16 protein-coding genes and 1 pseudogene are annotated in these 22508 nt (G+C 66.5%); 8 read left to right on the plus strand and 9 right to left on the minus strand.

Annotated features, from left to right (window positions below; all coding sequences use genetic code 11):
- Positions 1-69: 69 nt before the first annotated feature.
- A complete protein-coding gene (locus tag LXT23_RS10575) occupies positions 70-2100 on the plus strand; it encodes a carotenoid oxygenase family protein (protein ID WP_253979993.1) in 2031 nt (676 codons plus the stop codon).
- A 67-nt stretch (positions 2101-2167) separates the two neighbouring features.
- Here the strand turns inward: LXT23_RS10575 and LXT23_RS10580 are convergent, their stop codons facing one another.
- Positions 2168-2683, minus strand: coding sequence for a hypothetical protein (locus LXT23_RS10580; RefSeq protein ID WP_253979994.1), 516 nt, complete (start codon positions 2681-2683; stop codon positions 2168-2170).
- A gap of 352 nt (positions 2684-3035) precedes the next feature.
- On the opposite strand from LXT23_RS10580, the gene LXT23_RS10585 reads away from it, so the two are divergent.
- A complete protein-coding gene (locus LXT23_RS10585) occupies positions 3036-5270 on the plus strand; it encodes a M9 family metallopeptidase (protein WP_253979995.1) in 2235 nt (744 codons plus the stop codon).
- Positions 5271-5346: 76 nt separating this feature from the next.
- Here LXT23_RS10585 and LXT23_RS10590 read toward each other — a convergent pair whose 3' ends face one another.
- Positions 5347-6681, minus strand: coding sequence for an aminotransferase class V-fold PLP-dependent enzyme (locus LXT23_RS10590; RefSeq protein ID WP_253979996.1), 1335 nt, complete (start codon positions 6679-6681; stop codon positions 5347-5349).
- A gap of 181 nt (positions 6682-6862) precedes the next feature.
- Positions 6863-9325 (minus strand): Ig-like domain-containing protein, encoded by a 2463-nt coding sequence (locus LXT23_RS10595; protein WP_253979997.1) that lies wholly within the window; start codon positions 9323-9325, stop codon positions 6863-6865.
- Between the two features lie 184 nt (positions 9326-9509).
- On the opposite strand from LXT23_RS10595, the gene sitA6 reads away from it, so the two are divergent.
- Together sitA6 and sitI6 are read left to right on the plus strand one after the other, a co-directional pair.
- Entirely contained in the window at positions 9510-10175 is a 666-nt protein-coding gene (gene sitA6, locus LXT23_RS10600) for a SitA6 family polymorphic toxin lipoprotein (RefSeq protein ID WP_253979998.1), read from the plus strand.
- A gap of 13 nt (positions 10176-10188) precedes the next feature.
- Positions 10189-10911, plus strand: coding sequence for a SitI6 family double-CXXCG motif immunity protein (gene sitI6 / locus LXT23_RS10605; protein ID WP_253979999.1), 723 nt, complete (start codon positions 10189-10191; stop codon positions 10909-10911).
- 96 nt (positions 10912-11007) lie between these two features.
- Here the strand turns inward: sitI6 and LXT23_RS10610 are convergent, their stop codons facing one another.
- The 4 genes from LXT23_RS10610 to LXT23_RS10625 are packed head-to-tail and all read right to left on the minus strand — an operon-like array spanning position 11008 to position 17921.
- Positions 11008-11745: a M48 family metallopeptidase gene (locus LXT23_RS10610; protein ID WP_253980000.1), complete on the minus strand. Its 738-nt coding sequence runs from the start codon at positions 11743-11745 to the stop codon at positions 11008-11010.
- Positions 11742-14768, minus strand: coding sequence for a type I restriction endonuclease subunit R (locus LXT23_RS10615; RefSeq protein ID WP_253980001.1), 3027 nt, complete (start codon positions 14766-14768; stop codon positions 11742-11744). Before LXT23_RS10615 ends, LXT23_RS10610 begins: the two co-directional genes overlap by 4 nt.
- Positions 14765-16063, minus strand: a complete 1299-nt coding sequence (locus LXT23_RS10620) for a restriction endonuclease subunit S (protein WP_253980002.1) — start codon at positions 16061-16063, stop codon at positions 14765-14767. Before LXT23_RS10620 ends, LXT23_RS10615 begins: the two co-directional genes overlap by 4 nt.
- Positions 16053-17921, minus strand: a complete 1869-nt coding sequence (locus LXT23_RS10625; RefSeq protein WP_253980003.1) for an N-6 DNA methylase — start codon at positions 17919-17921, stop codon at positions 16053-16055. The genes LXT23_RS10620 and LXT23_RS10625 overlap by 11 nt, the downstream gene beginning before the upstream one ends.
- A 369-nt stretch (positions 17922-18290) precedes the next feature.
- Here LXT23_RS10625 and LXT23_RS10630 point away from each other — a divergent pair, with 369 nt between their 5' ends.
- The 4 genes from LXT23_RS10630 (at position 18291) to LXT23_RS10645 (ending at position 20578) form a co-directional block, all read left to right on the plus strand.
- Entirely contained in the window at positions 18291-18659 is a 369-nt protein-coding gene (locus tag LXT23_RS10630; protein ID WP_253980004.1) for a hypothetical protein, read from the plus strand.
- A complete protein-coding gene (locus LXT23_RS10635) occupies positions 18602-18874 on the plus strand; it encodes a hypothetical protein (protein WP_253980005.1) in 273 nt (90 codons plus the stop codon). Before LXT23_RS10630 ends, LXT23_RS10635 begins: the two co-directional genes overlap by 58 nt.
- Positions 18875-19130: 256 nt before the next feature.
- Entirely contained in the window at positions 19131-20078 is a 948-nt protein-coding gene (locus LXT23_RS10640; protein ID WP_253980006.1) for a DUF2381 family protein, read from the plus strand.
- Between the two features lie 11 nt (positions 20079-20089).
- On the plus strand, positions 20090-20578 hold the full coding sequence (locus LXT23_RS10645) for a serine/threonine protein kinase (RefSeq protein ID WP_253980007.1): 489 nt from the start codon (positions 20090-20092) through the stop codon (positions 20576-20578).
- A 156-nt stretch (positions 20579-20734) separates the two neighbouring features.
- Here the strand turns inward: LXT23_RS10645 and LXT23_RS10650 are convergent, their stop codons facing one another.
- Positions 20735-21490: a DUF5953 family protein gene (locus LXT23_RS10650; RefSeq protein ID WP_253980426.1), complete on the minus strand. Its 756-nt coding sequence runs from the start codon at positions 21488-21490 to the stop codon at positions 20735-20737.
- Positions 21487-22396 (minus strand): annotated as a pseudogene (locus tag LXT23_RS10655) (DUF6310 domain-containing protein). The gene LXT23_RS10650 and the pseudogene LXT23_RS10655 overlap by 4 nt, the downstream one beginning before the upstream one ends.
- Positions 22397-22508: the final 112 nt, after the last annotated feature.

A 22508-nucleotide genomic window follows, 5' to 3' on the forward strand; every position in this document is an offset into this window, starting at 1 on the left:
TGCACGTGACGTCGTCGTCGGCGCCCGGGGTCATGGCGCTGGGGCCTGTGTTACGCGAATGCAGAACCCATGCCGCCCATCCCAATCCCCGAGCCCGCCTACCGCGCAGCCATGGCCGCGGGACTGAAGCACGTCTATCACGGTGAGCTCGCGGACCGCGTCACGCGGTATGTGCCGACGTCGCCGTTGCCCGCCGGGCTCTCGGGGCGCGTGCTCTTCACCGCGTTCCCCCATGCGGCCATCTTCGACGTCAACACCGCGCGCTTCGCCAACCCGCACCTGCTGACGGCCCCGGGGCGCTTGTTGTCCATCGACCTCGATGCCGGTGTGGACGGCGAGCACGTGCTCGCGACGCGCTTTCTCGACGTGCAGTCCCAGCACCTGCGCGCACTCGCGCCCGCGGCGTCGGTGCGCACCGACTTCGCCGAGGTGAGCTGGCTGGGCATCGCGAACCTCGTGAACACGGCGCCCATTCCGACCTTCGAGATTGGCTCGGGCGGGCGCCGCCTGGTGGTCTCGTACGACGCGGGGCGCCCCACCGAAGTGAACCCCCGCGAGCTCTCGCAGGTGGGGCCGGTGGGCGGCACGCAGGACTACGAGTCCTCCGTCGGCAGCTCGTTCAGCCCGATGATCCTGACGACGGGGCACCCGGTCTACGACCCCGACTTCGACTCTGGACGGCCGGCGCTCCTCTTCACCAACGTCGTGCCGCGCGTGCTCGACTTCCTGACCCCGAGCTCCCAGCGCGCCGTGCGGGGCGATTTGTTTGTGACGACGTGGGACGGCAGCTCGCACGGGCCGGCGCGCCCGTTGCGCGTCCATGTCGATGGCGAGCCGGTCACGATGGAGCAGGCGTCGGCGCACCAGCTGAGCCTCACGCGCGACCACCTGCTCGTCTTCAACTCGAACCTCGTGCTCAACACCTGGGCGCTCGTCGAGCCGATTCTCGGGCTGCTCACGGAGGAGCTGCGGCGGAAGCTGCCCGCGCTCGCGCGGCCCAAGCTCGACGCGCTCTGGAAGCCGCTCGAGCACTTCATGCGCCCGCCGGTCCCGAGCACGCACTGCGACCTCTACGTCATCCGCAAGGACGCGCTGCGCGGCGCGATTGCGAGGGGGGCACGCCGCGTCGACGCACTCCGCGTCCGGCTCCCGGGCGAGCTCAGCCACGCCCTGGTGGACTGGGACGACACCGCGGGGCAGCTCAGAATCTACGCGCAGCACAACCTCGGTGCCGACCCCGCGGATCAGCTCCATGAGGAGGACGTGCTCGCGACCGGCGACCGCGTCCACCCCGACTATCTCGGGCTCTTCACGAGCTCCACGGACCTGAACCAGGTGCGCAAGCACGTCGTGCACGTGAGCAAGACCTCGGCGGTGCTGGGCTCCACCCACGCGTTCCCGGACCCCACGCGCGCGAGCGACTTCCGCTTCGGCGTGAACCTGCTGCCGCCGTGTCAGCCGCTTGCCTACGAGCGCGCTGGCGGCGCGAGCGCGGCGAGCAGCCTCGCGGCGCAGACCCGGGTGCAGACCCACACCTACTGGGTCGCGGGCGGGTACCTGCCGGAGACCCTGGCGGTCCGCCCCTTCGACGACTTTCGCCGTCACCGGGTGCCGGGTGAGCGCCTCGTCCCCGAGGCCGAGTACCTCGAGCGGCTCGTCGACTCATCGAACACGACGAAGCTGTTCCGGCTCGACGCGGACCTCGCGCTCGAGAGTGCGTATGCGTTCCCGCCCGGCTGGCTCATGGGGGCGCCCGTCTGGGTGCCACGCGCGGGCGGAACGACGATGAAGGACGGCTGGCTCATCGGCTGCGTGTGGGGGCCGGACGCGTCGCATGTCGAGGTGTGGATCTTCGATGGGCAGCAGCCGCTGTCGGTGGGGCCCGTCTCGAAGCTCATGCCGGCGCCCGGGGAGCGAGGGCTGCGCCCCGGCTTCCCGCTGCACGGCTCCTGGGTGGACCGCACCGGCATCGACGCATGGTCGCGCCCCGAGCTGCGCACGGCCATCGTCGACCTGCCGCTCTACGTCAAGGTCGCGGAGACCGGGGTGATGGCGGGCAGCTTCCTGCGCCGTGCCCTTCAGCAACTGCTGGAGCGCTGACCGGGTGTCACATGCTCATTACGGCCTCGGCCTCCACGGCACGTCCGGGCGGCAGCCCGGCCGTGCGTCAGTCGCAGACGCGCGCGTACGACCCGATCCCGAGGTCCGACGTGGGCGTGACCTGGACGCTGGCCGCGAGCTTGATGCAGCCCGAGGCCGCCTTGCTGACGTAGATGGGCCCTGCATAGATGAGGTAGCGCCCGGAGTCGGACTGGCGCGAGGGATTGCGCCCCTCACGGACTGCGATGGAGCGGCCGCGCCGCGAGTCCCAGGTATTGGCCGTCGCCATGTTCACGGCACAGTACCGGTCGTTGGAAGGCGAGTAATAGATGTCGAGGTGGGCAAGGTCCCCGATGGGCGTGTGCCGCACGAGCCGCGTGTACGCGTCACCGCATGGGCCGTTGCCCCTGGCTGCCTCCGCCGAAGCCTGGACCCCCGCCTCGTCCATCGCGAAGTCCGGCGCGGACGCGTCCATCTCCACCGTCATCGACTCGTCCACCATCTCCTCGGGCGACTCCGCACCGCCGCACGCCGCCATCGAGCAGGTCACTGCCGCCACGAGACTCCAACGCTTCAAGCTCATACGCTGCCTCCGAGGTCGCCCCTCGCTGGGTTGTGAGCCCGGTACGTCGTACCCTCGCAATCGGTTACAGCGAACAGGCGGCCGAAACCGTCGCCCGCGAGAGGCCGCGGTGGCAGGGGTGGGTTCAGGAACGTTTCCCGAGGTCGACGGCGCCTGGCACCCGCGACTGAGAAAGCTCAAGCTCATCGAGCAGGTCTCGCTGGACGGCGTGATCCAGGTGGCCGGCATCGGCCTGCGCTGGCATGTCAGACCCTGTTGTTAATACTGGTTTGTCACGAATTTCTCCAACGCAAGCCGAGTCGGCCGGAACGGCTGACATCGCGCAGCAGTTCCCCCCGAGGAGCATGAGTCCATGCGCTGTCCTGTCACGGATGGGTATCACTGTCGCATCGCCTTGGCTGTCGGTCTCACCCTCATCGCGACGGGAGCGCTCGCCCGCCCGCGGAGTCCGCCGCCCGCGGAGTCCGACTGGAAGGTCCACGGGCTGGAGCACACCCATCAACGCATCCAGCCTCACGAGCGCGAACCAGATGTCGCCCCCGAACAACTGCACCGGCAGCACACCTCCGACACTCGCTCACGGGCCCTGCTGGCCTGTGACACGGCGAGCTTCGCATCCGCCAGTGGCGTCGAGCTCGTCTCGCGGGTGAAGGGCTCCACGGCGGACTGCCTCAACACGCTGTTCCATGTCACGGGAACCCAGGCAGGCCAGGTCTTCATCGAGAGCAAGATGGTCACCGTCGCCAACGCGCTCACCTCCAATGCGCAGCAGTACGTGGGCGACAACACCGTCCAGACGCTCCAGCTCATCCTGTTCCTGCGAGCCGGCTACTACGTGCAGTTCTACCAGTCGGGCGCGGTGGGCAGCTACGGCACCCCGCTGCGCAATGCCATCCGTCCCGCGCTCGCGGCCTTCATCGCCAACAGCCACTTCACGGACGTCAACGATGCGCACGGCACGGTGCTGCGGGAGTTCGTCACCCTCATCGACAGCGCCGGAGAGACCGCCCAGCACCTGGGCACCTTCCGAGGCCTGCTGGACCGCTTCAATGACACCACCGTGGCTTCCTCGTACATGCGTGGCGCCACCAACAACGTCTTCAATGGCCTCTATCGGGGCCACTACAACACGGACTTCGTGGCGGCCGTGCGGGCGGACGCGTCCATCCTCGACTCGCTCGAGTCCTTCATCACCCGCACCGGGCACCTGCTGGCCACCTCCAACCAGTACCTCACCGTCAACGCGGCACGCGAGCTGGCCCGCTTCCTCCAGCACTCCGGACCCCTCCAGAGCAAGACGCGCCTCATGGTGAAGGCGGTCATCGACAACCACTCGATGACGGGCCCCACGGCGGGGCTCTGGGTGGGCTCGGCGGAGATGGCCGAATACTACGATGGAGCCAATTGCGCCTACTACGGCATCTGCGACTTCCGCCGGACGCTGGAGCAGACGGTGCTCGGCATCACCCATCCCTGCGGCGCCACCCTGCGCATGCGCGTGCAGGACATGACGGCCTCGCAGCTCGCGCAGAGCTGCAGCCAGCTCGCCACGCAGGAGGCGTACTTCCACGACACGTTGAAGACGAACCGCATGCCGGTGGCCAGCGACAACAACACGTCCCTGGAGATGGTCGTCTTCGACAGCAGGTTTGACTACCAGTCGTACGCTGGCGTGCTGTTCGGCATCAGCACCAACAATGGCGGCATGTACCTGGAGGGAAATCCCGCCGCCTCCGGCAATCAGGCCCGCTTCATCGCCTACGAGGCGGAGTGGCTGCGGCCCGCCTTCGAAATCTGGAACCTGAGCCACGAGTACGTCCACTATCTGGACGGCCGCTTCGACATGAAGGGAGACTTCACCACGAGCACCAGCCAGCCCACGGTCTGGTGGATTGAGGGCCTGGCCGAGTACCTCTCCAGGAAGAATGACAACGCCAGCGCGGTGGCGCTGGGCACGAGCAAGGCCTTCCAGCTCAGCCAGGTCCTGCGCAATGACTACAACAGCGGCACCGACCGCGTGTACTCGTGGGGCTATCTGGCCGCGCGCTTCATGTTCGAGCGGCACGCGGACCAGGTGGGCACCTTCCTCGCGCAGTTCCGCGCGGGCGACTACAGCGCCTATCGCCAGTCCCTGGATGCGCTGGGCACGGCGAACGACGCGGAGTTCCACCAGTGGATTGACTGCGTCGCGACGGCCCCGGACCCGAGCACCTGCGTGCCACCCGGGCCTGGCCCTGGCACGACCCCGCCCTGCACGGCTTCCGATCTCCGGAAGCTCGACAATGGTTGCTACCGGGGACCGCTCGCCTCCACCGGCAGCGTGCTCTACTTCTATCTCTATGTGCCCACCGGGGCGCGCAACCTGCGCTTCCAGGCCAGCGGCGGCACCGGCAACGCGGACCTGTACGTCCGTGCTGGCACGTGGCCCACGAGCTCTGCGTATGACTACCGGCCCTACCTGCCAGGCAATGACGAGGCGGTGGAAATCCCCACCCCTGCGACTGGCGGCTACTACTACCTCATGCTCGTGGCCCGCACGCCCTATTCGGACGTGAAGCTGGAGGCCCGCTTCGACAGGACACCCTGACGCGGATATGCAGGGGCCCGCCTGTCATCCACGGTCATGGACACCGGCGGGCACACTGGCACGAGACGGAAGGGGGTCAGGCGGCCATGGCGCGAATCGCGGCGAGCGTCTTCTCGACTTCCTCCGGCGTGTTCTGGATGCCGAAGGCCACCCGCGCGTAGGACACGGCGTAGGGCGTCGTCGAGGCGATGATGCGGTGCTTGTCGAGCAGCCGCTGCATGACCTGCTTCGGGGTCATCCCCTTCACGTCGAAGCAGACCATGCCGGAGGAGAGGGCTTCCGTGCGTGGCGTGTACAGCGTCACGTGCGGCAGCTTCGCCAGGCCCTCGCGCATCTGCCCGTTGAGCTCGTGGATGCGCCGGGTGATGCGCTGGGAGCCGACGGTCCGGTGGAATTCGAACGCCGCCGGCAGCGCCCAGAAGTGCTCGTAGGCCTGGAACCCGCCCGGCGAGAACCAGGACGCCCGCGCGGGCTGGGCCGGCGCCTTGTCCTGGCCCCACGCGGCGAACAGCTCATCGGCGGAGAAGCTGGGGAGCAGCGGTCTCATCGTGGCCCAGACCTCCGGCTTCGCCCACACGAAGCCGGTACCGCGCGGGCCGAACATCCACTTGTGCGTCCCGGCGGCGAAGGCATCCATGCCCATGGCAACGATGTCCGGGGACTCCACGCCAAGCCCATGCACGCCGTCCACGATGAGCAGGAGCCGGCGGTCCGGCGGCCGGTCGCGGTTGGCCTCGGCGACGACGTCGGCGATGCGCCGGATGGGCAGCTTCAGCCCGGTGCCCGAGTGCACCCAGGTGACACCCAGCACGCGCGTGTTGGGACGCAGCGCCTTGCGCAGGCGCTCCACCATGGCGTCCGCGTCGATGGCGTCATGCGTGTCGAACAGCGGGACCTTCCGCCAGGACGCGCCGCTGCGCTCCGAGGCGAGGCGGATGGACTCGTGGTGCACGAAGTGGTCGTGCGTGGTGACGAGGATTTCGTCGCCCGGCTTCAGCGGCAGGCCCTGGTAGAGGAGCGCCAGACCGGTGGTGGTGTTGTGTGTCAGCGCGATGTCGTCGGCCCGGCCACCGATGTAAGAGGCGATGGCGCCGCACACCTTGGCGGTCATGCGCTGCGGCTCGGCGTTCTCGAAGACCAGGTGCTCGACGGTGCGGAAGGGGTTGGCGTCCAGTTGCCGCCGGTAGTCCTCGATGGCGTCACGCACCGGGCGCGGGTGCGCGGCCATGTAGAACAGACCCAGGTGCGTGTACGCCGGGTCGAGCGCGAACTGCCGCCGCACGGCCCCCCAGTCCCGCAAGTCATTGGCGGAGGGCCGCGGCTTCTTGTCCGCGGCAATTCCGGTGGTGGGCACCGCGCCCGCCCCCGCCGCGAGCGCACCGGTCACGAGGAAGTTGCGCCGACTCATCATGACATGACTCCTGGTCTGGACTGACGTGAGGAGTCACACCATACCGCCCGCGGGGGCAACGCCGCGCGTCAGTCCCGCCGAGGACGAACGAACGGCTGAGGTGCGGCGGCAGGCAGCGTCGTCAACCTGTCCACAGAAGCGGGTGACGCTCAGCAGACACGGGAGATGATACCCGTGAAGCTCACGGCTGCGTCTGGGGGGTGAAGCTCCAGTCGAAGGTGAACCCCGATTCGGAGAAGGTCTGCATGAAGCGCCCATCCGGCAGCACGGTGGGCGGATTCACGTGCACGTCGTTCTGCACATCATTGGTGGTGAGGAGTCCTCCCGGGACGTCTTGCTGGGCCGTGTGGCAGCCCGGGCCCGAGACCCGCTCCACGAACCCCGTGTGGTCGAACAGCACGCCGGAGTACGCACGCGCCGGCGTCTTCAGCCACGCCGCCGCCGCGGCGTCGGGGCTGTGCAGCTCGGGAAAGGGGTTCGTCATCAAGAAGCCGGAGAGTGGAGCCAGCGTGAAGTTGGCCGGGCCGAAGCTGTATGCGCACCCACCGTCGCCGTAGGCCACCTCGAAGGTGAAGGTGCCGCGGGGGGAGATGAGCAGGTTCGCCCCGACACGGAGCGTGTCCGGGAGCAGCGGGCTCTTGAAGTCCAGCTGCGTCGCAGCGCTGTCCACCTCGAAGCTCACCGTGGACACGCCCCTGCGCCCCAGCCCCGTCCAGCCCGACTGCATGTTGATGGCGTTCACCACTCCCTGGATCTTCCAGCACCCCACGTTGTTGCGCTTCAGGTAGGGCGCCCGGGGGGCCGTCACGCTGCCGCCCTCCTGCGTCTCCGCGTTGCTCACGACGAGGACCAGGTGCTGCGCGCGCTGGCCCTTCAGGTCCCGGCAGAGCCCGACGTACTCGTAGTCTGACCAGTCCTCCTCGTGCCAGGCGCCGGCGCCGTCCATCCACATCGCCTGCACCTTGAGGTGCTTGCCCGCCTTCTTCGGCTCGAAGAAGCCGTTGTAGAAGAGCACCGAGCGCGTCTGGGGGTCCTTGAAGTCGAAGTAGTAGACGCGGTGCGAGAGGTTCTTCAGCTCCGCCTCCAGCTCGTTCTTCTTCTCCGCCGCGCCGCCCAGGTCTCCACTCGCGTCCACGCTCTTCACCACCTCGTTCAGCGTGTCCCACGTGGTGAAGGACGCGGGCTTCGAGTCCACCGGAGCCTGGTTCCACAGCATCTTCCCGAAGAGGGGCCAGTGCTTCTGGAAGCCTCCGGGCACCACGTTGTCGATGGCCTCCACGCCGGTGTCCACGGACTGTGTCGCCGCGAGGATGCTCTTCACCGCTGACGGGCCCAGCGTGTTGGCGACATACTGGAACCAGAGGTAGGCGCCGTAGTCGCGCTCCACGCCGGCCTTGCTCGCGCTGCAGTGGCCCTTGGAGCGGTCCTGGAGCGGAAGCTCCACCGAGCTCAGGTAGCAGCTCGCGAAGTCCTGCTCGAGCTGGAGGCTCTTGCCGTACACGGCGTCGATGGCCCAGTTGGCGACCGCGTCGCGAAGCCACCCGTAGCTCATCTGGAATGACTGTGTCCGGTATGCCCAGTGGCTGGCGTGCATCAGCTCGTGCGCGGCGGCGGCCTTCAGCTCGTCGGGCGGCAGCGACTCATTCAGCATGATGAAGACGGAGGACTGATGGGGCGCGCCGAACTCGGGGACGGAGAGGCCGCGGAAGTCGACGTTGCGCACGAGGAACACGTCGAGCTTCGGGCTGTTGAGCGGGCAGCCCGTGCCCAGGTCCGAAAGGGGCTCGGGGAAGCCGAGCGTCCCGAAGAGCTTGGGCCAGATCTCCTTCTCGATGGCCTCCGACACCAGCGCGGCCTTCTCCTTGTGGCCGGTGACGGCGAACTGGTACCAGACGTTGACCTTCGCCTGCGTCGAGTTGACGAAGGTCCACCCATCGGTGCTGGCCTTGCAGGTGGGGCGGCTGTTGCCGAGCCCCTGGCCGCCACTGCCGGGAGGTGCGAGCCAGCTCGCGCCGTCGGCGGGCGGCACCAGGAACGGGGCCAGCGCGGCCTTCGTCTCCGCGGGCAGCGTGTCGTACTGGTCGATGACGTCCTGGAGGACCTCCGTCTCGAAGGCGCCCGTCGCGCGGCCCTTGTACTGGAGCGGCAGGCGCGGGTCGGAGAAGGTGGCATAGACGCGGTACGTGAGCAGCTCGTGCGGCGTCAGGAGCCCGGCCTCGGCGGCCTCGGCGAGGGCCTCCTCGGTGGTCCGCCTGTCCTCCGGGGCGTCGAAGACCAGCACCGCCACCGGCGGGCTGGCGGTGCCACCGGCGGAAGCGCTCACCAGCGACATGCCGCTGGAGGTGCCCTGGACGCGCCCGTCCTCGAGGCCCGCCACCGCGGCGTCGGTGCTGGACCAGGTGAAGCTCACGTCCTCCAGCAGCGTGCCGTCCTCGTCGTAGGCGAATGCCGCCAGCGTCAGCTGCTCCCCCACCCACAGGAAGCCCTGGTTCGGGGTGACGAAGATGCGGTCCACCTTCGCGTTGTCGGAGCCGGCGTCCGGGTCATCGGGGTCCTTGTCGCCGCCGTTGTTGGAGTCGGAGCAGGCGGCCAGGGCCACCAGGAGTGCCAGCAGGTAGCGCGGAGGTGTCGGACGTGGGGGCACGGTTCACTCGGGAGTGAAGCGGGTGGCACCCCTACAACGGTGACGGGCGGAAATCTTCACCGTTCAGTCCAGGAGGTTCGCCAGGCCCGCGCAGGTATTGGGTCCGGGAGGGACGGGTGGGTGGGGGCACCTCTCGCACTGGGCGTCCATGGCAGCGACGCCAGGGTGCTAGGGTTCGCTGGCAATGCGAACTCGTCACGTTTTGTGGTTTTCGCTACTGGCCGCGTCGTTGCTGGGCTGCTCCACGACTCCTCGCGCTCCTTTGCAGCAGTCGTGGGACGAGGCTGCGGTGGAGTGCGACGACGTCGAGGAGGGCCCGTGCGTCACCCTCCTGTGCCTGGGTGATGCCTGCTGCTTCTACCGCTGCGAGGACATGCCCAGCGACGTCGAGCTGGCACGCTTCCCAGGGGCTCGGTCTCCAGCGGCGGCGCCGGGCAGTGGCCCGCGGAGGAACTGGGGAGGCGCGGGGAAGCTGCCCGGTGGCGCCGTCATGGTCTTCCCCAACTGGAACGGCGGCCCAGAGAGAATCATCCCCCCTTCACGCCAGCTCACGGCCGGACGCTGGGAGAAGCACCACATCTTCCCCCAGGCCAAGGGGCTGGCGGACTGGTTCAAGTTGCAAGGGGTCACGGTTCACGACTACACCCTCCTCATTCCGCGCGACCTCCACCGGAGGATTCACGGCACTGACGGGCGTGGAGGGCCGTGGAACCAAGCCTGGCGCGAGTTCAAGGCCCGAAACGGGAACGCCAGCCCCGAGGATATCTACAAGCACGCGGGAGAGCTCATCCACCGCTTCGAGCTAATGGGTGGCCCCGTCAGGCCCTACCATGTCCGCCCCGGGGCATGAGGACTTTAGACAGATGAGCCGGTTCTATTGGCTGCTCGAGAACGAGAGCGAGATGTCCGCCTATCGCGGAAGCTTCGACGCCTCGCATAAATGGTATCTGCCGGGGGTGCGGTGTCCCGGCTGCAGCACGACGTGGGCCTCTTCGGGGCACCAATATCCCTGCATTGACCTGTCGCTCCTACCAGAGGTGGGAGAGTTCGAGGAACCCAGGCCCGAGCCTTTCTCCGAGTTCGCGCGGCTGCGCGAGCTGGTGCGTCCGCTGGCGCCTCCAGATGCCTGGCTGCCACCCGGTACGTCCTTCGGTCCGCTGGTGGGGCGGGCCTCCGGGAGTTTCGGTCCGTTCGCCTGGGATGGGTCTTGGCTCATGCTGATGCGCCGGGAAAGCCTGGAGGAACTCCAGGCGGAAGGCGTGAGGGGGCTGCGCGGCTGCCGGACTGAGTTGCACTTTCGACAGAAGAACCCGCCGGAAATGCTGGAGCTCCAGATCGAGCCCCATGGCCGGCTGCACCCGGATTGCATTCCGCCGGAGGTGCCGCCCCCGTGCGCCACCTGTGGCCGGTTCGCGTTGTCGCGGCCCGACGAACCCATCCTCGACGCGGCCTCACTTCCCACGGACCGGGACCTGTTCCGCGTGGGCAACTTCGCCACGATGGTCATTGGCACCGAGCGCTTCATGGATGCGGTGCTGCGCCTGGACCTGGACGGCATCACCTACCGTGAGCTGCCTACGCGATGAGCGGGTTACAGGCCACTGGCCTGCTCCCTCAAGCAGGTGTGGAGGATGCGAGCGCGGGGCTTGAGGCAGCGGTCAGTTGGACAGGCACAGGGCGGGCTACCAGATAAACCGGGGGCCCTCCGCGAGCAGCCGGGCCCGCCTCGCCTCGTAGTCCGGAAGCAGCCGCCCGAGCGCCGCCCAGAACTCCCGTCCGTGGGCGTCATGGAGGAGGTGGACGACTTCGTGGGCCACCACGTAGTCCACCAGCCGCATCGGCGCCTGGATGATGCGCCAGTTGAAGCGCACCACTCCCCGGCTGCAGCTGCCCCAGCGCTTCTCCTGCTCACGGATGAGCACCCGGGGCTCGGGCATGCGGGCCCGGCGAGCCCACCAGGCGGTCCGCTCGGCCAGCCGGGCCAGCGCATGCGCGCGGTACCACCCGACGAGCGCCTCCCGCACCGCATCGCTCCGCGCCTGTCCCGTGCGTCCCCCAGGGACCTGGACCTGGAGCCGTCCGCGCCCGAGTCGCACCCCGGTGTCCTCTCCGCCCGCCCGCACCTCCAGGCGGTATTGTCGGCCCAGGTAGAGGAAGGACTCGCCCCCGACGAACTCACGAGGGCCGGGCATGGGCTCGGGAGGGCGGACGGCGCGCAGGCGCGAGGCAATCCACTTCGCCTTGGCGTGCACCACCGCATCCAACCGCTCAAGGGGCGTATCCCGGGGTGCCGTCAGCAGGACCTGCCCCGGCGGGGAGACGGTCAGCGCCACCGTCGTGCGCCGGCCGCTCCTGCGGATGCCGTAGGGGATGCGCGTGTTCCCCCACCGGACCTCAGAGCGCTCCAGTGCGACGCTCACCGTCCCCTCCGGGCCCGCGCGAGGTCCATGATTCTGGCGGTCGCGGCCTCCACCTCCTCGGCGTCGCCAAACCGCGCGGCCCGGAGCTGCTTCTTGATGCGCTGACGCATCTCCCGCTGCACGTCTTCCTTGGTGGCCCAGTCGATGATGGCGGTGCCCGGCTCGAGGGCTTCCTGGATGAGGGACGCCAGGTCCTTCCGGGCCTCGTTGTAGACGGGCTCCGGCTCGCCCGCCTGGGGTATCGCGCCCTCGTTCAGCACACCGTAGATGGCGAACGCGAGCTCGTTCAGACCCGCCTTCTGGGCCATTCCGATCTCGTTGCGAGCGTCGTTGACGAGTCCCTGGAGGAGCTCCAACTGCCGGGCGTCGTCGATGCGCTGGGACTTGCGGTCCTCGATGAGCTGCTCCAGGCGCTCCCGCAGGGACGTATAGAAGGCCGGGTTCTCCTCCAGCTTGACGTGAATCTCGTGGCGGAGGGCATGCTCCATTTCGCTGGCCCGGGCCTCGGGTGTCTTGAGCGCGGCGACCTTCTCGTCGAACTCGCTGCCGAAGAGGGAGACCTCCTTCACGAGCAACTGGATGCCGTCGGCGATCACGGCCTCCTCGATGAGCTTGCGCACCTTCGCGCCGCAGTCACCGATGTCCAGGCGCTCGTCATGGAAGCGGGCCTTCGCGGCGCTCCGGATCTTCCCGAGCCAGCGGGCATCGTCCACGTAGGGCAGCGCCCTGGGGTCGGGCAGGAGCATGTCGAGCGACTCGGAAAAGGCCCGGAAGGCGCGGTCGAAGTCGGCGCGCACGTCCTCGGGCTCCAGCACTGCCACGCACGCGTCGAGGTCGCCCGGGTCCTTCACCTTCTGAAAGAATCGCAGCGCGGCCTGGTGGCGCGTCTGGAGGCGGGGCAGTTCGTCCGTCTTCGGCTGCATGGCGCCCTTTACGTCCGAGGGCGAGAAGAGGGCCAGGGCCTCCTTGAGCGCCATGGACACGCCCCAGTAGTCCACCACGAGCCCGTACTTCTTTCCGTCCGCCCTGCGGTTGACGCGGGCGATGGCCTGCAACAGCGTGTGCTCGCGCAGGGGCGAGTCCAGGTACATCACCTGCTCCACGGGGGCATCAAAGCCCGTCAAGAGCATGTCGCAGACAACCAGCAGGGAGAGCTTGTCCTTCGGGTCCAGGAACCGCTCGATGAGCCGCGCCTGCTCCTGCTTGCTCGTCCTGTGCTTCTGGAAGCGCGCGCCCTCGTTGTGGCCCACGGTGATGATGATAGCGGACTCCGGCGCGTTCAGCGTGTCCAGCGTGTCCTTGTAGGTGATGGCGGCATCCCGGCTGACGGCCACCACCTGCGCCTTGAAGCCGTTGGGCTGGATGAACTGGGTGTAGTGCTCCAGAAGGTCCAGGCTGATGGCTTCGAGGCGGCGGGGGGCTCCGGCGATGGCGTCTTCCGTCGCGTACTTCTTCTTGATGGCCTCGCGCTCCTCCTTCGAGCGGTCGGCGAAGACGTGGTCGAACACCTTGTCGAGGCTGGTGCCGAGGATGCGCAGCTGGGGGAGGCGGCTCTCGTAGAAGATGGGGACGGTGGCGCCGTCCTGCACGGCCTGCTCGATGGTGTACTGGTCGATGTAGGGGCCGAAGGTGTGCAGCGTGCTCCGGTCCTCCTTGTCGATGGGCGTGCCGGTGAAGCCCAGGAAGCAGGCGTTGGGGAGCGCCTTGCGCATGTTCCCCGCGAGGCTGCTGTACTGCGTGCGGTGGGCTTCATCCACGAGGACGAAGATGTTGTCGGCCGTGGACAGGGTGGGGTGCTCGTCGCGCGGGGCTCGCTTGGACTTCCCGGTGGCGCTCGTGAGCTCCTGGAACTTCTGGATGGTGGTGGTGACCGTCATGCCGGTGGGATTCTCCAGGAGTTCGCGCAGCTCCTTCACGCCCCCGGCGCGCTCGGGGTTGGGGTAGCCGCAGCGCAGGAAGGTGTCGGTGATCTGCTTGTCGAGGTCGGTGCGGTCGGTGACGACGACGAGGGTGGGGTTGTCGAAGGCCGGGTCCGTCCGGAGCTTCAGGGCGAGCCAGAGCATGGTGAGGCTCTTGCCACTGCCCTGCGTGTGCCAGATGACGCCGCCTCGCTCCTCGGGACGCTTCGCTGTCCGGGCCCGCTCAAGGGCGCGGTTGACGGCGATGAACTGCTTGTAGCGGCAGACCTTGCGGAGGGTCTTCCCGCGCTCGACCTCGAAGACGACGAAGTTGCGGGTGAGGTCGAGGAGGTTCCGGGGCTCCAGCAGGCCGTACAGCAGCACGTCCTGTGCGGAGGGCTTGCGGCCCAGCTTCGTGCCGAGTTCGTCCAGGGTGAGCGGGTGGGGCTCCTTCCACTCGGCCCAGAAGCGGTGGGGCGTCCAGATGGTGCCGTAGGAGGCGGCCTGGCCGCAGGTGGCGATGATGAGCTGGGTCGTCTCGAAGAGTCTGGAGGCGCCGAGGTCTTTATACTCGGAGCCGACCTCCTGATAGCGCAGCACCTGCCGGATGGCCTCGTCGCGCCACTTGTCGCCGAGCGTCGGGCTCTTGCACTCGATGACGGCGAGCGGGATGCCGTTGACGAAGACCACGAGGTCGGGGCGGATCTCCTTCTTCGCGCCGAGCACCCGGTACTGGCGGGTGACGAGGAACTCATTGCGCTCGGGCCGGGCGAAGTCGATGAACTGGAGGGTCTGGCTTTTCTTCCCCGCGCCGACGTCCTGCTCGAGGCTGATGCCGTGGGTCAGAGTGGTGTGGAGCTTCTCACTGGCCTCGATGAGGCTCGCGGCCGGGTTGCTGGTGATGGCGCGGACGGCCTTGTGGACGTTCTCAGGGGAGAGCCACGGGTTCAGCTTCTTGAGGGCGTGGGCGAGGCGCTCGGTGAGGACGGGGTCCTTCAGACTAGCGCGCTCGGCCTCCAGGACGTTCGCGGGCACGAACGTGTAGCCGAGCTTCTCCAGGAGGGTGACGGCCGGCCCTTCGGATTGGTGTTCTTCGTTCCAGTCCGATGGAGGCGCGGGGCTCAAGCGGCCTCCTGTGCCGAGAATGTAACGCGTACCTCGCCAGAGAGCAGTACACAAAGAAGTGCAGACTTGAGATTGCGAATCTCATCAAGAACTGAACGCTCCCGCTGGATTCGCTGCGAAATGCTGTCTAAGGCAGCGGCAATCGATATCTGTTCGTCAAGAGGAGGCAACGGAACCATGATGCTCCGGAGCTTCTCTTGCGAGATGTTCTTCATCGATCCGCTTGATCCCGTAGCCGCATCCTCTATTTGCGCCCGAGATGCGTCAGTCGAGAGTGCAAAATTAATAAATGCAGCCGTTGCTCGTTGGGACATTAGCCGCAGGCGAAGCAGTTTGTCGCTCGCCATGAGCCGTGAAGGCGCGCCCGTGACGAGCACTGAACGCCCAACCAGTTCTTTCGTGTTTGCACGACTCACGAGGAGGTCGCCTTCGTGTACCTCCGCCTCAGGCCGGGGCTCCATTCCCGACGGAAGTCGCTTGTTCTCCTCCGGTCGGAATTCGCCCCATGTGACGCTACTGATTTTCAAAACTCCCCACTCTCCCGGCGGTGCAGGCTGCGCGTCGCACAGGGGACTCCATCCGGTATCGATGCGTTCGATGACAAAGCCGAGGGGGCGACACGTCCAGCCCTCTGGCATCTTTCCGATCGGAGTCAGCTTATGTTCAGAATGCCATCCCGGAATTCCCCTCGTCAGCAGGTCTCTAAGGAGTCCCCTCTTGACGACTTCCAGTTGGTCGATGATGGCCTGTGTCTTGTCGATGGTGTCGTCCATCGAGGAGAGGATGGCGGCGATTTTGTGCTGTTCGGGGAGGGGCGGAACGTTGACGTCGAGCGATAGTAACTGCCCCTTCGTTAGGTTCTTCATGCTTCCACTTGTGCCAGTTGCCATCGCGGACATGCGCTCACGTATCTTGGGTGATGCCAAGACGTAGCTTAGCCATTGAGTTGACAATGCATCGGGTTGCCTGAATACGGTTTGCCAAAGTCGGTCGGGTAGGAATAGATGAGGGTAATCTCTATCGACATAGACGCTGGCTCCAACGAGAGATTGCGTGTTCATGCGACTAATGATGATTTCACCCGTTCTGGGCGTAGTGCGCACACGCGAAAGGTCTGGAGGTATTACTGCCTTGTTCTCTTGAGGATTGAACCGGCCGTAGGTGACTGCACTAGTTTTGAGCACACCGATTTCACCGGGACTGGTAGGTCGGTCTTCGGAGTTTACGCTTACCCCGGATTCAAGTTCGGCTATCAGATCAGACAGCTTTGCGCGTGACCAGCCATCAGGAGGCATACCCAAGCTCCTTCAGGAACGCGTTCATTTTCGTCTCTGCGGCGGCACGCTCGGCTTCAAGTTGCCGTAGTTTGCGCACGGACTCTTCCACGTCCACCGTCTGCTCCGCTTCGGTGGTGTCCGCGTAGCGACTGATGTTCAGGCTGAAATCATTTCGTTCAATCTCCTCAGCCGGGACGACGCGGGCGTACCGCTCAACGTCTTTGAATGCGAGGAAGGTAGCCACAATCCTCTTCACGTCCTGGTCACGCAGGTAGTTCTGCGCCTTGCCCGCCTCAAACTCCTGAGCGGCGTTGATGAACAGCACCTTGCCTCGGCGCTCTGCTGGCTTCGCTCGGTTCATCACTAACACCGCCGCAGGGATGCCCGTTCCGTAGAACAGGTTCGACGGCAGGCCTATGACCGCCTCGATCAGGTCGCTCTTGAAGAGCCCCTTCCGAATCTCGGCTTCGCTGCCCCCTCGGAAGAGGACTCCGTGCGGCATGACAACACCCAACTGTCCTTGCTTGTTGAGCGTGGCGACCATGTGCTGGACGAAGGCGAGGTCGCCCTTCGCCTTGGGAGGAATCCCGAAGCGGAACCGTCCATGTGCGTCGGCCTCGGCCACCTCGTGGCCCCACTCGTCGAGGGAGAACGGCGGATTTGCTATCACCCGGTCGTAGAGGATGAGCCCATCGTCCTGCACGAGCTTCGGGTCGCGGATGGTGTCGCCCTTCTCTATCCGGTGGTCGGGCAGGCTGTGAAGCAGCAGGTTCATCTTACAAATGGCCCACGTCCCGAGGTTCTTCTCCTGCCCGTGCAGGGTCAGATTGCGAGGGTCGCCGCCGTGGCGCTGCACGTACTTCGCGCATTCAATCAACATGCCGCCCGAGCCGCACGTCGGGTCCGAGATGCGCATGCCCTCCTTTGGCTGGAGCATCTCCACGATGAGCTGGACGACCTTGCGAGGCGTATAGAACTCGCCACCCTTCTTGCCAGCATCGTCCGCGAACTTCTCGATGAGGTACTCGTACGCGCGCCCGAGCATGTCGGGCTCGGAGAGCGACGCGTTCCGCAGGGACAGTTTCGAGAAGTGCTGCACCAGCTTGGAGAGCACCGTGTCCCGGTTCTTTCCATCTCCCAGCTTGCGCTCGTCGTTGAAGTCGATGCCGGCGAGGATGCCATCGAGGGTGCTGTTCTCATCCTCCAACGCCGAGCAGGCGGTGTTGAGCGCCTGGCCGAGGTTGGTGGCGACCTTGCGCAGCTCGCTCCAGCGGGCGCGCTGGGGGACGAAGAACCGGTGGGAGTCGCGGTCCTCCCACGCCACGTCCTCGGACTCTCCCTCCGCGAGGAGCTGCTCGGCCTCCTCTTCAAAGACATCCGAGATGCGCTTCAGGAACAACATCCCGAAGATGTAGTTCTTGTAGTCGGACGAATCGATGGAGCCTCGGAGGATGTCGGCGGCGCTCCAGAGGTGGCGCTCGAGCTGGTCCACGGTGAGCCGCTCCGTGGTGGACAGCTCCAGGTTGCGCTGCTCCAGCGCCGCGGGCTTGCGCCCGGGGCCCTGGCTTGGAGACGGGGGCTGTGCCGGCCCGGCCTCGCCGCCGAGGATGCGCTGCACCAGCACGTCCTTCTCGCGCCCGCTGCGGTCCACTCCGAGGGCGTCGCAGATGGACTGGAGCTCCTCGCGCTTGAGCCCTCCGAGCAGCTCGGCGAAGTCGACCGAGCGCGAGCGGACGAGGGACTCGACATGGTTCTCGACGGCGCGCCGGTCGCCCACGTCGAGCCCGTAGCGCCGGGTCAGCTCGTCCAGCCGCGCCCTCCCGAGCTGCGCGAGGGCCAGACGGCGCTTGAGCGGAGACAACCCTGAGCTTGCCAAGACTTCCTCCCAACAGGCGGTCCCGGAGGACCGGAGTTCCGGGGTCTGTACCATGAGCGCGAAGGATTCGCCGAGGGGCGTGCCCTCTCACCCCGGGTGAAAGGAGCCCCGCCCTCGCCAGCCGCGCGCACCGGCCGCGTCAGGGCTTCGTGCCCTGGAGGGGCGGCCGGGACAGCGCTTGCCAGATCTTCGGGCGGCCTACCGTGTGGAGGGCAGGCTCGCTTCAGGACGCGAGGCCGGAACTTGCCTCTGCTTGCTGGTAATCCCACCGTAGGGGGCATCTGTCCCAGCCAGCGGGAGGACGCGATGCCAGCCCTGGACAGCGAGGTTCTCCCGGCGCACGTCGAGCCCGGGCAGGAGGCTCCGTCCATGCAGCGGCTCGTGGTCGCGCTGCGGGAGCCGCGTCGCTACCCGCACCCCGTCGACCGAGTGGATGTTGTGCTCGAGACGCACATCTCCCATGTCCTGCTGGCCGGCGAGTACGCGTACAAGCTGAAGAAGCCCCTGGACCTGGTCTTCCTCGACTACAGCGCGCTCGCGAAGCGCCGGGTGGCCTGCGAGGACGAGCTTCGACTCAACCGCCGCACGGCGGCGGAACTCTACCTCGACGCCGTCCCCATTGGAGGGACGCCGGAGGAGCCGCGCCTGGGCGAGGAACCCGCCTTCGAGTATGCGGTAGGATGCGGCGGTTCGAGCAGGAGGCGCTGCTCGACCGCGTGGTGGCGCGCGGGGCGCTGACGGCCTTGCAGCTCGAGACGCTGGTGCGAGACCTCGCTGACTTCCACGCACCGGCCGCCGTCGCCGGGGGCGATGTGCCCCATGGACACCCCGAGCAGGTCCTCGCCACCATGGTGCGGAACTTCACCCAGCTCGAGGCGCGGGTCGAGGCGGCCGAAGATCTCACGGAGCTCGAATGCCTGCGCCAGTGGACCGAACAGACGTATGTGCGGTAGCGGGACACGCTCACGGCACGGCGCGCGGCCGGGCGGGTGCGGGAGTGTCACGGCGACCTGCATCTGGACAACATGGTGCTGAGGGAGGGGCGTGTCGTCCCCTTCGACTGAGCCGCAGGCGGAGGGTCCCCTCGGAGGCATCATGGTTGTTAAGGACATTTCTTGGGCCGCCCGAACAGGGCGATGAGCCGCGCCCTACAGGCGAGGCACGCGTGGGTTGCTGCGCCCGCGCCCATCTTGTTAGGTTGGACGGACTATGCGTACTCTACCATTTTTTGGGTATGGCCTGATTGCTGTCTTTGTGGCCGCGTCAGCCGCGCAGGCCAGCGAAGAGCGCGACAATCCCACCGTGCGCCCCATCATGCTCTCGGAGCACCCGAACGATGGCACCCACTCCATCTACGTCAAGGGGCAGGTCGTCACGATACTGCGGTTCGAGCAGCTCGTAGACGCGGTCAAGACGAAGATGATCGGTTGGGAGGGCCGACTGGAACCGCTGGCGGTTGTTCGTAACAAGGTGCTCCTTGAGCCCATCTACGACCTCAACAGGGACGAAGGAATTCCCTTGGTCGTGACACTGGCTGATGGAACCGAAATCCCGTTCCTCGTAAAGCCACCATGGAGCAAGAGGGACGGGGGATGGGCGCCGATTCTCGACCAACAGGTCGACGTGTTCAAAGACCGGGAAAGTCATGCGTCCATGCACGCGGCGCTGATGGACGCGCTCAAGAAGAATGACACCCTCACTGAAGAGAATGAGCGCTACCGCAAGGAAGAGAACTCCGTCGATCACGCCTACGCGACGCTCCTCGTAAACGGACAGCGGAAGAAAACACCATTTCGCCGCAGGTTCGTTTACCGGCCGAAGAATGAGGACATGGATATGATCGTCGAAGTCTTCGAAGGCCCCGGCAAAGCGGCAGCGCTCGTCACCTTGAAGAACACCGACTACGGTGGGCCGTGGGAGTTCGACGGTGCCTACCTGACCCGTGATTTCACCCACTACACGGCTCGACCCTTCGCGCTTCGCATGGACCGAGCCACGATCGTTCCGGGGCAGACGGGTCGGATCGCGGTCGTAGCGGACAAGAGCGCCTTCCTGACGGACGACGGGCAACTCACTGATCTCGCGCTCCAGGTCTTCCGAGGAGACGGCCTCCTCCAGGTGTTCGTGAAGTTGGAACGCACCCTCCTTCAGAAGTAGAAGTGCCGTTCATGTCGACCCCCAAAGCCCTCCTGTTCAGTTCTATCGTCCTGCTCGTTACGTCGCCCGGCTGCACAGGGAGCGGCGTAGCGTTGCGCCCCGACGGTAGTCCAGGTCCGCAGGAGTGCCCGGAAGAATCAAAGAAGGCGATTCGCTACATGGGGCTGCGCGTTGGGGACAGCGCGTTGGTGGATCTCGACGCGAACCAGACCGAGAGCCGTCGCGTCACGCTCTATGACGGACCGATTGAGAGTGTCACGAGGGAGGAGTTCGGCCCGCTCCGTGCGACGAGCCGCTTGTACGGGCAGGTCTGGACGAGCGGCCCGCAGGTCGTCATCCGGTACTACGAGGCGCAGTCACCGAACGGAGAAAAAGTTCCCATCTGCGCGGTGGCGCGGCTCGGCTATGACCAGATGAGGAAGTTGCCCGAGTCCAAGCCTGGAACCGCGATCCTCGACGGCTCTGTCGCAGCCGCGTTCATCGTCGATGCGTTCCGGTAACTCGCTCGCTCGGCTCATCACGCCTTGTGCTGCTGACCGCGCTGCTACACGCACTGCGGGCCGGATCGGGCGCGTGCGCAGCGGCTTGATCGGGCCGCCCTGAATCGTGCCGGGCAACGAGACGGCGCCCGCGGCCACCGCCAGCGGCGCCGGGCCTCAAGGGGCTGCGCGTCCGCCGATCGCCGGGAAGCGCTCGTAGGCCCGCTTCAGTGCGTCCAGGTGAGCGGGCTTGTCGAGATCGAGCGGCGCGTCCGTGAGCTGCACGACCCACCCGCCCGTCGCCGTGCGCCGCGCCCGTAGAAGCAGGTCCGCGTCCCGGGTCGGGTCCGGGAACCCGATGGCCTGTGCGGCAGCGGCAGACCAATAGTTCAGCCACCCGAGATAATAGGGAATCTCGGGCGAGCGGATATGCTCGAAGAGCTTCAGGGCGGGCAGCCCCCGGCGTGGGGACGGCGGCCCTTCCAGCGTGGGTGCTGTCTGATACGCGATGTCCACCGCGGCGTCGTGTGGGGTCGCACGTCCCCAGAACGCACGTGTGCCCTCCGCTACGCGCTCCAGCATCTCCGCCGCTGCTGCGATAGCCGCCGCATCTAGAGGCAACTTCGCATGGACTTGGAGCTGTGGCCGACCGCCTGGGCTCTCATCCGCGGAGCGGTGCAGCCCGGAAATCATCACAGGGTAACGCCTATCGTTGTTACATACCATCGGGAACTCGCCGCGTGTGGCCTCCTCAGCCAACCACGCATCGCGTTGTGGCAACGCGGCAAGCCGTCGCCTCTCGGTAACTCTCCACTCCAGGCGCAAGCCGGGCAATGCTCGTTCCAAAGCATGGACGGCAGCGATTGTGCGGTTGTCGTCAGACACAAACGCAGGTGCATAGACGATGAGAATCAGGGTGCTTTGAGTAGTCATCTCTTGCATCCCGTGACGACGATCTTGAGGGAGGGTTCGAGGGCGAGTAGCGCGTCTTTGTGCACTTGGGTGCTCACGCCAACAACGAAATCATATCCACAGGCCCGCGCTGCGGCGCGTTCCTTACGCAATTGCTTGAGTTCCCTGTCGATCTCCTGGCCCTGGATATAGGCGTTGTATGTATCAAATCGATGTGTCTTGATCTCCCACAGCACGCGCACGCCGACTTGCAGCGCATCGAAGCGCTCACCGCCCACGAATACGTCCATGCCGGGATAACGGTTGGGCGGGAACTTATCGGCGCACTCGTTATGCGGTACATCTTCGCCCGCGTGCCGCACCGGGGATGGGCTCGCACGACGGACGGCGCTCTCGGTCGAGCGGATCGGTCGGCGCCGGGGGGAACCAATCCTGCCCTGATGGCTCGGGCTTGGGCTTTCGATGCGCCAAATGCTCCTGCTCATTGGATGGCCGAGTTTGGGTCTCAGGCGTCGCACGCCCACGGGATGCCCTCCGATATGCATCCAACTCCTCTTTGATGGCGACTGCCGCCACGACTGCGCCAGCGACAATCACGGCTCCAACGACTATCTCAGGTGCTATTAGAATGCAGACGCCTAGACCCAAGGTCGCAGCACCTGCGGAGGCGACAGAGCATCTTCCCGTGACATCGCGAAACTGGATTCTGTCATGGTCGAGTGCGTGATAGCACCGCTCCACGAGCACGGCCCATTCGTTGGATGCCTCCCGCACCACGCATCGCCCGCCATCCGCCCACGGCATCGTCGCTGCTCTCTGGAGGTTGGCGACCCTCGGGTTCCGGGCCGCTGGGCCTTTCGGGCTCGGCTCCGTCGTTGCACAGGCCGAGAGAAGCAGCAGGAGTGCGACACATGTTCGGGAATGCATGGTCAGATCCTGACGGAAGGGGTTCTGCCCGCCACGATCGACAGCGAGCGTGCTCGGAGCGCGCCCGAGTCTGGCAGCGCGGCCCCCTGGAGAGCCAGAACCGAACGCATCC

It is taken from the genome of Pyxidicoccus xibeiensis, from assembly GCF_024198175.1.
Taxonomy (GTDB): domain Bacteria; phylum Myxococcota; class Myxococcia; order Myxococcales; family Myxococcaceae; genus Myxococcus; species Myxococcus xibeiensis.

Coding starts and splice junctions, on each gene's coding strand:
- LXT23_RS10575 (WP_253979993.1), top strand. CDS start 70: ATGCCGCCCATCCCAATCCCCGAGCCCGCCTACCGCGCAGCCATGGCC.
- LXT23_RS10640 (WP_253980006.1), top strand. CDS start 19,131: ATGCGTACTCTACCATTTTTTGGGTATGGCCTGATTGCTGTCTTTGTG.
- LXT23_RS10635 (WP_253980005.1), top strand. CDS start 18,602: ATGCGGCGGTTCGAGCAGGAGGCGCTGCTCGACCGCGTGGTGGCGCGC.
- sitA6 (WP_253979998.1), top strand. CDS start 9,510: ATGCGAACTCGTCACGTTTTGTGGTTTTCGCTACTGGCCGCGTCGTTG.
- LXT23_RS10645 (WP_253980007.1), top strand. CDS start 20,090: ATGTCGACCCCCAAAGCCCTCCTGTTCAGTTCTATCGTCCTGCTCGTT.
- LXT23_RS10620 (WP_253980002.1), bottom strand. CDS start 16,063: ATGCCTCCTGATGGCTGGTCACGCGCAAAGCTGTCTGATCTGATAGCC.
- LXT23_RS10590 (WP_253979996.1), bottom strand. CDS start 6,681: ATGATGAGTCGGCGCAACTTCCTCGTGACCGGTGCGCTCGCGGCGGGG.
- LXT23_RS10585 (WP_253979995.1), top strand. CDS start 3,036: ATGCGCTGTCCTGTCACGGATGGGTATCACTGTCGCATCGCCTTGGCT.
- LXT23_RS10580 (WP_253979994.1), bottom strand. CDS start 2,683: ATGAGCTTGAAGCGTTGGAGTCTCGTGGCGGCAGTGACCTGCTCGATG.
- sitI6 (WP_253979999.1), top strand. CDS start 10,189: ATGAGCCGGTTCTATTGGCTGCTCGAGAACGAGAGCGAGATGTCCGCC.
- LXT23_RS10650 (WP_253980426.1), bottom strand. CDS start 21,490: ATGACTACTCAAAGCACCCTGATTCTCATCGTCTATGCACCTGCGTTT.
- LXT23_RS10630 (WP_253980004.1), top strand. CDS start 18,291: ATGCAGCGGCTCGTGGTCGCGCTGCGGGAGCCGCGTCGCTACCCGCAC.